Below are 14106 nucleotides of genomic sequence, written 5' to 3'. Positions count from 1 at the left end.
ATCTTAAGGTTTTTTTACTTAGTATCATGCTTTTTGAAATTTTCAAGCAAGGGTTATTTAATGTCTAGTAATTTTTTTTCTTTTTTGCGCTTTGTTAGCCCCCTCATACTTTTTGCGCTCTTTTTTGGTGGGTTTTTCCTGCTTTTTTCTAGCACTTGGATAAGCACCACTTATGGAGAAGTGACATTTTTGCAGATTCTTTTTCACCTGCAATTCCCAATTGATGATGTTGATCCTAAATTTCTTTTAAGTTTTAGAGAGCATGTGATATTTCCTAGTATTATTTTAAGTGCGATTCTTAGCTTTAGCCCGCTTGCATTGAAAGCCTTAAAATTATTTTTGCGCAAGATTCTTAAGCATACGAAAATCTTTCACACCCTTAAATCCTGCACACCATTTTTCTTTACTTTTACACTCTGTTTTATAGTGTTTTTGAGCTTTTGGATTTATAGAATCTACACATTATATGCACCAACCACACTTGATAAATTCCTCTTTGAGCTCAAACTCCCAGAAATTGCGCTATTTGCTAGCTTTGTAAAACGCGTCTTTTTTCCTAGTGTATTGCTTAGCGTGCTTATTTTTAGCGTGCCAATTTATCATTATTGTAAAGAAGCAATCCCAAAGTTCTATACCGCTATAAAGCATTTTTTGCCAAGATTCTATGTCGCACTAAGAAATTTTATAAACAAATCATACGCTTATTTCAAGCGATATTCGCGCGCTTTTATCTTGAGTGTGCAGTATGGTGGCGTTATCGCGCTTGTTTTGGTATCTCTCAATCTTGTGAATAAAAAGTTTGGCGCGTTTAAAGCACTCTTTCAGCAAGATTATTCCTTATTTTATGAAAACTATTACAAACCTTTCGCACTCAAAATCAACTCCCAGCCTAAAAATCTCATTGTTATTTTTGTGGAATCTTTAGAATCTACTTTTAGCTTAAAAAGCGCAGTGAGCGGGGGGGGGGGGATATGCACCTTTTGGCGAGCTTTTGCCAAATCTTTCAACCCTTGCAGCGCAACATATAAACTTTAGCTCCACGCAAACATTTGGAGGCATACAACAAGTTGCGGGCACGGGCTGGACGATTGCAGGGCTCACCTCTTATATGTGTGCTGTTCCGCTAAGACTCCCAATAGGCGGCAATTCCTTTTCTCGCGAATACTTCTTAGATTCTGCTACCTGTTTAGGCGACATACTGCATTCTTTGAATTACACACAGCAAGCTTTACAAGGCAGTGATAGAGAATTTTCTGGAATGAGGCAGTTTTTTGGCTCGCATTTTATAGCACTTAAAGGGAGTGAGTATTTTGATGCGCAGTATCTCAAAACACACAACATTGACCCCCAAACAAAAAATGGTTTTTGGGGAATTAAAGATGTGTTAGTCTTAAATGAGGGAAAGCTCTTTTTGCAAGAATGGCAAAAGAAACACTATAATGCAAAAGCACCACAAGAAAATGCACATTTTGCCCTCTATCTGACAACCATAGATACGCACCATCCTGAAGGTTTTATAGATAAGCAAAATTGCAAAGTATTCGATGATAAATCACCCTACGAAAATTCTATTTTATGCGCTGATTTGCTTATTTCGGAATTTATTGAGTGGGTGCAACAACAAGATTTTTATAAAGATACCACTATTGTTGTGCTAGGCGATCATCTAAGTATGAAGCAAAACTTTTTCCCAAAAGACACTAAACGCGCGGTTTTTAATACTTTTATCAATCCTAGCTTTAGCACAAATTTACAGCCAGAGCTTCTCAAAAATCGCCAAATGAGCCATTTTGATATGAGTGTGCTTATCTTAGATTCTATCGGACTAGAGGTTGAAGCCTTTGGGCTTGGACGCAATCCACTCAAAGGTAAGACGCTTTTAGAAGAGCTTGGAAGAGAAGAGTTTAACAAATTGCTTAATCAAAGCTCGCGCTTTTATAATTCCCTCTGGAAGCCAAATCCTACTAAACACATACAAAAGGAGACAAAATGAAAAAGCTAATTTTTAAAAAGAAAGCCCTTGTGGGTATTTCTATCATTGTGCTTGTAGTGCTTATGGTGCTTGCAACGCTTAAGTTTATAGGGGGGGGGGTAATTACTCCTCTAAAGAAATATAAAATTGATAGAGAAAACCTCTTTGAAGCTGCGAGTCTAATACTCAAAAACGAAAAATGTCCTTTCAATCCACTCATTAACAAAAGCATAGCAAATGACCCCGCATACGGCTTTATAGCGCACGCTGGAGGGGGCATTGTAGAAAAAATAGAATCTAGCAACGAAGAAAAATATTATGCCTACACAAACTCAAAAGAAGCCTTGCTTCACACGCTTGCAAATGGATTTAAGTTTGTGGAGTTGGATCTAATGCTAGATAGTGAGGGGGATATTTTTGGTGCGCATGATTACAAACATTTTTATGCAATCACAGGTAAAGCTAAGGAGTTTTTAGAAAGCAAGGAAGCCCTCAAAGCCCCAGATAAAAACTACATCAAAAATGCAAAAATCTTTAATCAATTCACCCCGCTTGACTTAGATTCAATCAATGAAATTTTTAATGCCAATCCACAAAGCTATTTGGTAACGGATAAACTCAATGACTTTGATGCTATAACAACACAACTAACAATTCCAAAGGAGCGCATATTGCTTGAAGCCTTTGGGCTTGATAATTACTACAAGGCGCGTAAGAATGGCATACTCTATCCTATGCTTTCAAGTGCAGATTTTCAACTCGCAAACGAACTTAAAATCCCAATGCTAGCTTTGCATACTTCAGTATTGAAAGACCAACAAACACTAAAACTTGCACAAGAATTTATCGCAAATGGCGGTTGTATTATGGCTTTTTCAAGCAATGAAGGTGCATTTATGGATTTGCATATTGGCAAAAGTGCAACAATGTTTTACACAGATTATTGGGATATTGAAAGCAAAGAATGTCGCTTAAGAGATAAAACAAAGTGCAGGACTTATTAATCCTTGCAAGCGGATTCTAGTTTAATCCCTCTTAAACAAACTTCCGCTGATTTGGTTATCATTGAGTAAAAATTCTTTCACAACCTCTAATTTGCTACCATTGCCTAAAAACATCGCTTTACCACGTTCAAGTAGAAATTGTGCGGCTTGAAGCTTGGTAACAATCCCGCCAGTGGCAAAATGTGCATTTGGGCTAGCAAGCTCTTCAAGCGCGCTAGATTCTATTTTTTGTATCTTTGGGAGAATTTTTGCATGTGGATTTTTCTTTGGATTGCTTTCAAAATAGCCATCAATATCGCTCAAAATCGCTAAGATTTCCGCGTCAAAATAATGTGCCACAAACGCGCCTAGCCTGTCATTATCGCCGATAAACTCATGCACAGCAGTAGAATCATTTTCATTAAAAATAGGCAAAACACCGTGCGCTAAAAGCGTCTCTACGCAGTCTTTGGCGCATTTTGTTTGCTTGCGAGAATCAAAGTTATGTCCGGTAAGCAGAATCTGCGCGATTTCAACGCCAAATGGCGCAAATTCCTTGCGATAAGATTCTATAAGTAAAGGTTGTCCGATACTCGCAAGAGCTTGTTTGTTTGGCATAAGACTTTTATCGATTTTCACGCGCGTGTAGCCACTCGCCACCGCCCCAGAACTCACTAACAAAACATCATAGCGCGCGCGTAGCTCGACAACAAGACGCGCGATATTTTGGATTTGCGCCTGATTTATCGCATTGCCATCACTTAGGATTGAACTGCCAAATTTAAGCACCACGCGCTTTTTTGGGGGATTTGTAGTCATTTTGTTCCTTTGTCTCCTTTGGTTTGCTTGTAATGCTGATACACCGCTTTAATGCCTTCTTCAAGGCTTATGCTTGGATTCCAGCCGAGTCGATTGAGTTTTGAAGAATCCATAAGTTTTGCAAAAGTCCCATCAGGCTTGCTCGTATCAAACACAAGCACGCCTTCAAAGCCCACGATTTTTTGAATAAGGCGCGCTAAATCCGCGATACTAATATCACTGCCAAAGCCGACATTTATATGCGTGTTGCGCACCTCTTTTTGCGTACTTTGCGAGTTTTTATCGCCCCCTTGTGTGTTGGAATCCACTTCAGCGATATCCGCAAAATCAATATTTTGCATCACATACACGCACGCCTTTGCCAAATCTTTAGCGTGTAAAAACTCGCGTCGTGGATTCCCACTGCCCCAGATTTGCACACTTTGCGCGCTTATGCCAAACTTTTGTAAAAATTCCTGCGCTTTTTCCCCGCTTAAACCAATATCGGATTCTACTTCCTTGAGTTTGCCCTCTGAGAGGAGCTTTGCTAGGTGGATTTTACGCAAGATTGCAGGCAAAACATGCGAGTTGTAGAGGTCAAAATTATCATTATCGCCATAAAGGTTTGTCGGCATTACGCTCAAAAAGTTGCACCCATACTGCAATGCGAAACTTTCACACATCTTAAGCCCCGCGATTTTGGCGATTGCGTAGGGTTCATTTGTGTATTCTAGCTCGCTTGTGAGGAGATACTCCTCTTTAATCGGCTGAGGCGCATTCTTTGGGTAAATGCACGAGCTACCAAGAAAAAGGAGTTTTTTTGCATTGTGCTTGTGCGCGTTAAAAATAATATTGTTTTGAATACTAAGATTTTCATAAATGAAATCAGCCCTGTATTGGTTGTTTGCGGCTATGCCACCGACTTTTGCGGCGCATAGAAAGATATATTCTGGATTGGTGTGTTTGAAAAATTCCTCCACCGCATTGAAATCGCGCAAATCAAGCTCGGCGCGCGTTTTGGTAATGATATTTGTAAAGCCACTCTCTTGCAGTGCGCTAGTTACACTAGAGCCAACTAATCCCCTGTGTCCAGCGACAAAAATCTTAGAATCTTTTTCCATTTTTTCCTCTCTTTGTGGTTTGATGTGTATTGATGCGCTTTAACCCGCCAAAACGCGAAAATAAAACGGCGCATTATAGCGAAATTTGCTATAATCGCGCTTTCAAAAAAAGCCCTAAGGAAATGGAATGAAGGTTGTAAGAATTATAGGCGGACTTGGGAATCAACTCTTTCAATACGCCTTTGCGCGCGCATTGCAAGAAAAGTTTCAATGCGAAGTATCACTTGATATTAGCTGTTTTACGCCAAAAATTGAAAATGGGGAGTTTCCGCGCCCATTTTTATTGAAAAACTACAACATCGCCTTGAAAATCGCCACGCCAAAGGACATGAAACTTTGCACGCTGAAAGGCTCACTCATTCCAAAGCCATTGAGAAAATATTTTAGAAAATATTTTTGCGAACATATCAAAGAAGATGACAATGCTTTTAGAATCTATGATGAAACCCTCTTGCGTCAAACAAAGGAAAATGGCTTTTATGAGGGCTATTTTCAAAATGGAAAATTTTTTGCGTCAATTTTAGAGGATTTGCGCAAGGAGCTAACGCTTAAGGTTGCGCTAGATTCCAAGAATACAGAGGTTTTAGCGCAAATCAAATCCTGCAACGCGGTGAGCGTGCATATCAGACGCGGAGACTATGCCGCGCTTGGTTGTGATTTGTGTGAATTGGAGTATTATAAGCGTGCGATTAGCTACATACACAAGCGCGTGGAAAATCCCTGCTTTTTCTTTTTTTCAGATGATAGTCTCTGGCTTAGGGAAAATGCGAAAGAATTAGGTGCGGAACGATTTTTTATTATGGATCATAATCCGCAGGAAAAGGCGCATTATGATTTGGAGCTTATGCGAGCTTGTAAGCATAATATTATCGCTAATTCTACTTTTTCATTATGGGGGGGGGCACTTAATGAGAATCCGCAAAAAATCATCATTGCCCCAAAAGGTTGGGATTATGGTTTTGATGTCAAAACAATGTGAATAAATCAAAAAAGTTCCCGCTTTTTTTGATACAATGCGCGGATAAAATACTTTATAAATTTTCAACAAAAGGCATTGATTGAAAAGGATTCTCTTTGTCCTTGGCACGAGACCCGAGGCTATTAAACTTGCTCCGTTGTTTCTGTATTTCAAGGTGCAAAAAGATGCCAAAAAAAGTGATATGGAAGTTTTTTTATGTAACACAGAGCAGCAAAAACACCTAAGTCACCAAACATTGCAATTTTTCAATCTCAAAGCGGACTTCAATCTGAATGTAATGACAAAAAATCAAAGCCTGCCTTCGCTCAATGCAAGACTTCTTGCCAAGCTTGATACGCTTTTAAGCGAGCAGCAATTTGATGCTGTAATCGTGCAGGGCGATACGATGAGCGCGTATTGTGGCGCTTTAGTGGCGTTTTATAAAAAGTTGCCAATTTTTCACATTGAAGCTGGCTTGCGCTCACATAATCTCTATGAGCCATTCCCCGAAGAAGCTATGCGAGCAATGATTAGTAAATTAGCAAATCTACATTTTTGCCCCACAAAAGAAGATTTTCGGAATCTCGCAAAAGAAAATATTGATAAAAATACAATTTTTATCACCAAAAATACCGGCATTGATGCGATACATTGCATTGATAAAAACGAGTTGGCAAACTCTACAAGACGTTTGCAACGTTTAGGCTTAAGGCTTAAGCAAGATAAAATTGTGCTTGTAACAATCCACAGAAGAGAAAATCATAGCAATATAAAGGCTTTGGCAAGGTGCATACTAAATCTTGCAAATAAGCACACAGAGGCTATTTTCATACTGCCATTACACCCAAATCCAAATGTCAAAGAAGCGCTCTTGCAAACACTGCAAAACAAGCAAAACATCATCTTATGCGATGCGCTTAATTACATCGACTTAATTAATGTAATGAAACATAGCAGTTTGATCTTAAGCGATAGCGGAGGCATACAAGAAGAAGCGCCGAGCTTTAAGGTTAAGGTGCTTGTTTTGCGCAATTTCACAGAAAGAATAGCTGGACTAAAATCAGGCTTTAGCGAGCTTGTGGGGGGGGGGGCAATATGAATGGCTTATTTCTAAGCGCGTGGATTACTATCTGCAAAATCCCTTTTCTACAAACAAGCAAAATCCCTATGGCGATGGCAAAGCAAGCCAAAGGATTTTTTTAGCTATTAAAACATTTTTTGAAAGGAAGTAACTTGCAATGAAAACTCTGTATTTAGATAAAGAATTTGACAGAATCTTTGAGAAGCTTTATAAAAAAGAGAATTTTACCATCGCGCGTTATGCTGATGGCGAGAGGGCGATTATGGTGGGTGATAATGTAAAAGCGCAAGAGGGTTGGGAAGTCCAAGGCAATAAAGACTTTGCTAACGCGCTTTTAGATTCACTAAATATCGTTGATGACAGGTTTATTTATGCAATCTCTTGCCCATGTTGTGATGAAGTGGCGACTTATTGGTATCGCACACGCATAAAATCTAAAAATCTAAGCTCTTCAAATATTTTTATTAATTTAAACCATAGACGTTTTAAAGAGCATTTTGACAAACTAAGTGAAGACGCAGTACTCATCGCAAATCACCGCGCAAAAGGCAAAAAAATAGGGAATCTTAATATTCTGAAACATTATGAAATTAGCGATGATTGCAATGCGTTTTTTAAAGAGGATTTGCAAAAATTGCTAAGCGAGATTAAGAAAGATTTTGGAAAGAGGGAAAATCTGCTTTTTGTTGTATCCGCAGGACCATTATCTGAAATCATCATTTGCGATCTTTTTTTGCATAATCCAAACAACCGCTACATTGACTTTGGCTCATCGATTGATTTTTACTTCAAATCCGGAGAGGCTGGAAGTGCTGGGGCTGAGGCGTTGCGCCCTTATATGATACCGGGGAACGAATACGCAGAGAGAAACTGCATAATACCAATATATGAAAATGAGCTCGATGTAAGCGTTGTGCTTAATCTCTACAAACGCCCACAAGCACTAAAAGAGCAACTGCGAGCAATTCAAAATCAATCGCTAAGACCAAAAGAGATTCTGCTCTATCAAGATGGGGTGTTTGAGGGCATTGAGATTCCAAAAGAGATAGAAAAAGAGTTTGATGTTATTGAAATTTCTAAAGAAAATAAAGGCGTGTGGGAGCGGTTTAGATTCGCACAAAGGAGGGCTAGCTCGGAACTTGTGTGTGTGTTTGATGATGATACGATTCCGGGTAGGGACTTTTTGGCTAATTGTTTTTCGCATATGCAAAAGCAAGAGGGGCTTTATGGGACGACAGGCGTGGTGTTACAAAAGCCGGAAAATTACCCTTATGAAGACTTTTTTATGCTTGGTTGGAGGAATCCAAACAAGTGGTGTGCGGAGGTTGATTTCGTAGGGCATTCTTGGTTTTTCAAAAAACAATGGCTTGAGAGTTTTTTCACACACGCACAAAGCTTACAAAAATATAAAGTTGCAGCGGAAGATATGGGCTTTTCGCTCGCTTTGCAAAAAATTGGGATTAAAACCTTTGTCCCGGCGCAACCTTATGGGAAATTCCACCTTTGGGGAGAGATGCCAGAAAGCTCGCTAAAATTTGGCTCAAATGAAGTAGCTCTATTTATGGATTCACAAAATCACAAGCGTTATAACGACGCAATGAAAGAATGCCTTGAACTTGGATTTAAGATTCTTAAAGATTCTGATAAAAATGCCTACAAAAACGCCCGCAAACTCTATATAAAAGCACAATTTCGCAAGGAAGGTGCAGGGTATATTTTCAAATCCATTGAAAGGGCTATCCGTCATAAGATAAAGCGACTTTTAGGGATTAAAAAATATCAAAAAAAGACAAAATAATATGGCAAGAATTTCAATTATTCTCCCTGTTTTTAATGTGCAAAACTACATTGCTAGAGCGTTAGAATCTTGCATAAATCAGAGCTTTAGGGATATTGAAATCATCATTGTAGATGATTGTGGGCAAGATAAGAGTATGGAGATTGCCAAAGAATTTGCCAGCAAAGATGCGCGGATTAAAATAATCCATAATGAAAAAAATCAAGGCACTTTTGCAAGTCGCAATAATGGCGCGTTGCACTCTAGTGGGGAATATTTGCTCTTTTTAGATTCTGATGATTATTTGGATTTGTCAATATGTGAGATTCTTAATGCCACGCTTTTAGAATCTTCGCAAGAAATTGATATTTTGGGTTTTAATTTTTTCAAGCAAGAAGGCGGGGAATTTCACACAGATTCACTTTTTAAGGGCAACTTTCAAGGGAGGGTTGATAGCTTTTGTGCTTATCTTTTTTCACAAGGCAAAGGCTATTGGAATCTTTGCAATAAAGCTTACAAAGCTTCCACTTATAAGAATGTCTGCAAATCCCTTCAGTCAATGCAAAAACTCACAATGGCTGAAGATGCTTTTATGTTTTTGCTCTTTTTATTTCACGCTAAAAATGCTGCTTATATTCCTAATGTGCTTTATTTTTATTGTGAAAATTTAGATTCTATTACTCAAAGAAATGATACGCAAAAGCTTGCAAAAAGCATTTGCGACCACAAATATGTCCTTGCCCAAATCGCCAAGCTGCAACCAAAAGAACAAAAACATACAATCTATGCACGTATAATAACTTATGATTTGCAATGTTCATTGTTAAATGATACGCGCAAAACAAAGGGATTTTTTTACTATATTTATTCAAGTGTGCGGAAAAAAGTCAAGCGATTGTTGCGTAAGAGAGAACTTCAAAGGTTGCTAAATGACTGCGAATGACAAAAATCCCTTAATCTCTATCATCGTCCCTATTTATAATGTGGAATTGTATCTGCGCGAGTGCTTGGAAAGTCTGATAAATCAAAGCTACACAAACCTTGATATCGTGCTTGTAAATGATGGCAGTTTTGATTCTAGCCTTGAGATTGCATTAGAATACGCGCGCAAAGATAAGAGAATTTTCATCGTTTCCACCTCAAATCTCGGACTTGGAAACGCGCGCAATATTGGCTTAGAATTTATCAAGCACACGCCTCTACGCACAATGATTGAAACCCCTCATAAACAAGGCGAATCTATTTGCTCCCTTACGCAAACGCATACTTTCACATCTCCCACAAAAACACTTACACAAAGTGCGCTAAAAAAGCATTTCACAGCAATCGCGCCAAATTTTATCCGCGCAAATATTAGCAATATCAACAACTTAATCATACAGGAATTACCTCCGCGCATTATCCATTTTGTGGATTCTGATGATTACCTTTCACTTGATTGTATAGAATCTTGCGTGCGTGCGATGGAGGCTTCACATTTAGAGATTTGCGTGCATAATGTGATTGAATATTTTGAAGGAGGCAAGACTTTCAAGCACCGCCAGCGACTTGGGATTTTCAAAAAAGCACAAAAAGATAGCTATGACTTTGGCGCGCAATTGCTTACTCAAAATCGCATTTATGACTTTTATTTTGTGTGGCAGGGGTGCTTTCGCTCTGAGATTCTTAATCGTTACAATCTGCGCTTCACAAATGGAATCTACCACGAAGACCACGACTTTGGCACATTGCTCTTTTGTCTTGCAAAAAAAGTGGGTTATATCAACACAGAAGGTTATATTTACCGCTCGCGTCCAAATTCTATAACTTCATCACAAAATTTAACCCTCCCGCCAACCCTCCCGCCAACCCTCCAAGCGATCGAGCCTTATTTTGACAATTACAGAGCCTTACGCACTTATTTTAAAGCTTATTGTTATTGCATTGTGGCGTTAAACATTTGGAATTTTTACGCAGACTGTTTTGCATTAGGAGATGTAAAACATTTGGAATTTACAAAATCTACACAAGCCAAACCTATCCAAAAAATCACGCAAGAACACAAACGCTTTTTTGAACTTACGATTTTGTCTCATTTGCAAATTTTTAAAACCTCGCTTAAAAATGATCCTTTAGGGATTAAACAGATTCTTAAGACCTTCAATTTGCCAAGATTCCATGTTTTGCTATGGTTTTTCAAAGATTTGCACCGCCAGCCAAAAAAGCTGAAATTTATCGGGAATCTACGCTATTTGTTCTAAAAATATTGCAAAATTTTATAGGGATAGAGAATGACATTTATAAGCCAATATCTTTTTAGCACCACAAATATTTTTATTGTTTTCGTGCTGTGCTTATTTGTCTATGCGGGCTGTTCTTCTGTGGTCGTCAATATCAAAGATGTCGATAAAAGTAAAATCGCAAAAAGCATAAATATCAAGCCTTTTCACCAGCAAGAAACGCTCATCGGGCAAGTGTATGCCAAAGAGCTAGAGGAAAATAAAAATAAAAGTGGCGCGATGCTCATTACTGATGGCACGCAAGCACTTTTGCACCGCACAGCCCTCACGCGCATAGCGCAAAAAAGCATTTATTTGCAAAGTTATATTTACAAAGATGAGGTTTCCTCAAAAGTCTTTATGTATGAGCTATGGAAAGCGGCAAATCGCGGTGTGAAGGTGAGAATGCTCATTGATGACAATGGGCTAGATTCTGATTTTTCGGATATTATCACTCTTGATTCTCACCCAAATATCGAGGTAAAAATTTTCAATCCTTACAAAAATCGCTCCAGAATCCTGCGCTACCCAGAGATGATTTATGATTTCAATAGAATCAATCATCGTATGCACAATAAGATTTTTGTCGTTGATGAGCTTGCACTTATCATCGGTGGGCGCAATGTGGCGGATAATTATTTCGACAACAACGCAAAGACAAATTTTGCCGACACAGATGCGATTTTTCTAGGAAAAGTAGCAAAAGAAGCGAGTGAAAATTTCTTGCTCTATTGGCAATATGAGCGCTCAATCCCGGCGTATCTTCTTCCTAGCAAGCGCACTATGAAAAGCTATCAAAAAGACATTGACAAGGCAGTTGCAAAGTTTAAAACCTACTCTGATAAACATACACGATATGAGGAGGTGTTGAATGAATTTTTGACACGCTACAAAAATAAAGAATTTACACTTGCGTGGGGGGACGCGAAGTTTTTAGCGGATTCTCCACTTAAGGTTGAAAATCCAAATATTGAACACCCGATTTCTAATGCGTTGCGCGAGATTTTTTTACGCACCACTAATGAGATTTATGTCGCAGCGGCGTATTTCGTGCCGGGCAAGCATATGACAAAGGGCTTAGAAGAGCTTAAAAATCGCGGTATCCGACTAAATGTGCTCACAAACTCACTTGCTTCGACAGATTCTCTTGTGGTGTATGGCGCGTGGGAGCGTTACAGAGACCATTTGGCAAGGGCAGGTGTGGCGGTGTATGAGTATCAATATGAGGGCAAAAAGAAAAATGTCGGCTTGCGTTCTAAGCTCAATTCAAGTGCCGGCGCGTCTTTGCATAGTAAAAGCATTGTGTTTGATGAGCGCATTACTTGGATAGGAAGTTTCAATCTTGATGAGCGCTCAAGAAGTCTCAATACAGAATCTGTCGTGGTGTTTGATAGTGTAGAGTTTGCGCAAAAGACAAAGCGTGATATACAGGAGCAAATGGCGGATTCTTGGCGCGTGTGGAGCTTCAATAAGAAGACCTATTGGAAGGGTTATAATAAAGATGGCGTGTTTGAAATCCACACAAGCGAGCCAAACGCAAACTTTTTGCTTAAAGCTGCGAGCTTTATTTCAAAGATTTTGCCTGAAGATCAAATCTAGCTAAAGTTTTTTGAAGTTAAAAGTTTATATAATGGCTTTTTGCTTAAGGTTGTAAGTTTTAAAGAGAGGTGTCCGAGCGGTTGAAGGAGCACGCCTGGAACGCGTGTAAAGTGCAAGCTTTCGAGGGTTCGAATCCCTTCCTCTCTGCCACAATTGTTTTTCTTTCATTTTCATTTGTTTTCGAATAACTCCTAAATACCGCAATTTAAGGCTCTTATCTTTTTGTTTGGCTACCTCATTTGTTTTCGTTTGTTTTTTTGATTTGGAACTTTAAGGGGGCTTATTACTTTCTCAAGCGATTTAGACAAAGTATTTATAGCGTAGTTGAAGCTAGAAAAGAAGCGATAGGGAAATTAAAGATTGTTGAAAGTGGTGGGGAGCTAGATACGTAAAAGTATCTATTTAAAAATCTCTATGAAGCTTTTATTGCTCAAAAATGCAAAAAGGGCAATCCGCACTACTATTTATGCTACACAAACCCTTTGCGAGAGGTATTTGCTACCACCCAGCAAAAGAAATGAAAATGCGAGAGCTATTTACTATTGCTCTTAGTTCTTATGCTTCAAAAATCCTAGAGCTACAAAAAGCAGACTTTGGTGTATTAGAAAGTCCTTTTGTATTTCCTGCTATCAGCAAAGAGGGATATATCCATAGAGATGCATTAAGCAAAGCTCTAAGGCGATTAAATAAGGGCAAAAGCCCAATAAGAAGTTTTAATATAATTAATTGCGATTTTATATCTGCTCTTGCGACTGCTGTATCCTTGCTCTTTTTGCAGCTTTTGCTTCATTTGCCTTTTTAATAGCTTCAATATCTGCATTCGTGAAAGGCTTGCTGTGAGTTTCTCTTAAGCTCAAATTTCCATTTGATTCTTTGCCATGTTTTGAAATTTTCAATAAAACCAGCGGGGTATTCATCTGCATATCCAACTAACTCAGAACTAGACAATCCTTAATCAAGGAGAATTAAGATGAAATTAACACAAGAACAAAAACAGGAGGCAAAAGAACTTCTATTAAAGCTTAAAAATCTTTATAATCACAGAACTGGGCTTGATATACTCAAGATAGATAGAGAAAATACATTGAGAGAGGAAATAGCTAGTGTATGTGATATGAGAAATAAACAAGGAGAAATCCAGCCAAATAAGGTAAAAATGCCTTTGTTATTAGCATTAATAGATGAAATGTTCTTTGGTAAAACCAACAAGAAAGAATAGGAATACGCCTTAATGGAAGCTTTATCGAGCAGAGATGTTAATAAAGATACAATTAATGCCTAATAGCATTACAATGGGAGATTGAGGAAAACAATCAGAATCTAAAAGAGGCATTCAGAGAAACTAGCATTTAGATAAAGAAATCCTTGACGCTATCAATCTAATCACAAAAGAAAGATATAAAGAGATTCTTAAAAAGCTTGAGATTGGAATGGAAGTAAAAGAGCCGAAAGATATGTCTGCGATTCTAACACTTAAGTTTGAAGTTTATCTTTTCTCTTGCTGGAATCTTTTTCTTTATATGCAAACATTATGTCTTTGTTTAAGTTTTCTAACTTAT

The 14106-nt window shown here is 38.4% G+C and carries 13 protein-coding genes and 1 tRNA gene; 11 read left to right on the top strand and 3 right to left on the bottom strand.

Going from position 1 to position 14106, the window contains the following annotated elements:
• Positions 1-60: 60 nt before the first annotated feature.
• Genes A3217_RS05770 through A3217_RS05760 form a run of 3 tightly spaced genes read left to right on the top strand, consistent with a single transcriptional unit; the run spans position 61 to position 2976 of the window.
• Positions 61-1035: a hypothetical protein gene (locus tag A3217_RS05770; protein WP_066388833.1), complete on the top strand. Its 975-nt coding sequence runs from the start codon at positions 61-63 to the stop codon at positions 1033-1035.
• Positions 992-1993, top strand: coding sequence for a sulfatase-like hydrolase/transferase (locus tag A3217_RS05765; RefSeq protein ID WP_066388832.1), 1002 nt, complete (start codon positions 992-994; stop codon positions 1991-1993). Before A3217_RS05770 ends, A3217_RS05765 begins: the two co-directional genes overlap by 44 nt.
• Entirely contained in the window at positions 1990-2976 is a 987-nt protein-coding gene (locus A3217_RS05760; RefSeq protein WP_066388831.1) for a PI-PLC domain-containing protein, read from the top strand. The genes A3217_RS05765 and A3217_RS05760 overlap by 4 nt, the downstream gene beginning before the upstream one ends.
• A 21-nt stretch (positions 2977-2997) precedes the next feature.
• On the opposite strand, the gene proB is transcribed toward A3217_RS05760, so the two are convergent.
• Together proB and A3217_RS05750 are read right to left on the bottom strand one after the other, a co-directional pair.
• Positions 2998-3774: a glutamate 5-kinase gene (proB, locus tag A3217_RS05755; RefSeq protein WP_066388826.1), complete on the bottom strand. Its 777-nt coding sequence runs from the start codon at positions 3772-3774 to the stop codon at positions 2998-3000.
• A complete protein-coding gene (locus A3217_RS05750) occupies positions 3771-4874 on the bottom strand; it encodes a GDP-L-fucose synthase family protein (protein ID WP_066388824.1) in 1104 nt (367 codons plus the stop codon). The genes proB and A3217_RS05750 overlap by 4 nt, the downstream gene beginning before the upstream one ends.
• Positions 4875-5001: 127 nt before the next feature.
• On the opposite strand from A3217_RS05750, the gene A3217_RS05745 reads away from it, so the two are divergent.
• The 7 genes from A3217_RS05745 to A3217_RS05715 all read left to right on the top strand — a co-directional run bounded on the left by A3217_RS05745 (position 5002) and on the right by A3217_RS05715 (position 12697).
• A complete protein-coding gene (locus A3217_RS05745; RefSeq protein ID WP_066388822.1) occupies positions 5002-5853 on the top strand; it encodes an alpha-1,2-fucosyltransferase in 852 nt (283 codons plus the stop codon).
• A gap of 79 nt (positions 5854-5932) precedes the next feature.
• Entirely contained in the window at positions 5933-6931 is a 999-nt protein-coding gene (wecB, locus tag A3217_RS05740; protein WP_066388820.1) for a non-hydrolyzing UDP-N-acetylglucosamine 2-epimerase, read from the top strand.
• A gap of 139 nt (positions 6932-7070) precedes the next feature.
• The gene (locus A3217_RS05735; RefSeq protein WP_066388817.1) at positions 7071-8711 is read left to right on the top strand and encodes a glycosyltransferase family 2 protein; all 1641 of its coding nucleotides are present in this window, start codon (positions 7071-7073) and stop codon (positions 8709-8711) included.
• Between the two features lies 1 nt (position 8712).
• Positions 8713-9633 carry a glycosyltransferase family 2 protein gene (locus A3217_RS05730; RefSeq protein ID WP_066388816.1) on the top strand — a complete coding sequence of 307 codons (921 nt, stop codon included), beginning with the start codon at positions 8713-8715 and terminating at the stop codon, positions 9631-9633.
• On the top strand, positions 9620-10930 hold the full coding sequence (locus tag A3217_RS05725) for a glycosyltransferase family 2 protein (protein ID WP_066388815.1): 1311 nt from the start codon (positions 9620-9622) through the stop codon (positions 10928-10930). The genes A3217_RS05730 and A3217_RS05725 overlap by 14 nt, the downstream gene beginning before the upstream one ends.
• Before the next feature lie 30 nt (positions 10931-10960).
• Positions 10961-12547: a phospholipase D family protein gene (locus tag A3217_RS05720; protein ID WP_066388814.1), complete on the top strand. Its 1587-nt coding sequence runs from the start codon at positions 10961-10963 to the stop codon at positions 12545-12547.
• Positions 12548-12609: 62 nt separating this feature from the next.
• Positions 12610-12697: transfer RNA gene (locus A3217_RS05715), tRNA-Ser, on the top strand.
• A gap of 584 nt (positions 12698-13281) precedes the next feature.
• Here A3217_RS05715 and A3217_RS09035 read toward each other — a convergent pair.
• Positions 13282-13470, bottom strand: a complete 189-nt coding sequence (locus tag A3217_RS09035) for a hypothetical protein (RefSeq protein ID WP_231860209.1) — start codon at positions 13468-13470, stop codon at positions 13282-13284.
• 47 nt (positions 13471-13517) lie between these two features.
• Between A3217_RS09035 and A3217_RS05705 the strand changes: the two genes are divergently transcribed.
• Positions 13518-13766, top strand: coding sequence for a hypothetical protein (locus tag A3217_RS05705; protein WP_066388811.1), 249 nt, complete (start codon positions 13518-13520; stop codon positions 13764-13766).
• Positions 13767-14106: the final 340 nt, after the last annotated feature.

This window comes from Helicobacter himalayensis (assembly GCF_001602095.1).
Taxonomy (GTDB): domain Bacteria; phylum Campylobacterota; class Campylobacteria; order Campylobacterales; family Helicobacteraceae; genus Helicobacter_F; species Helicobacter_F himalayensis.
This window is presented reverse-complemented; position numbering and strand designations above follow the sequence as displayed.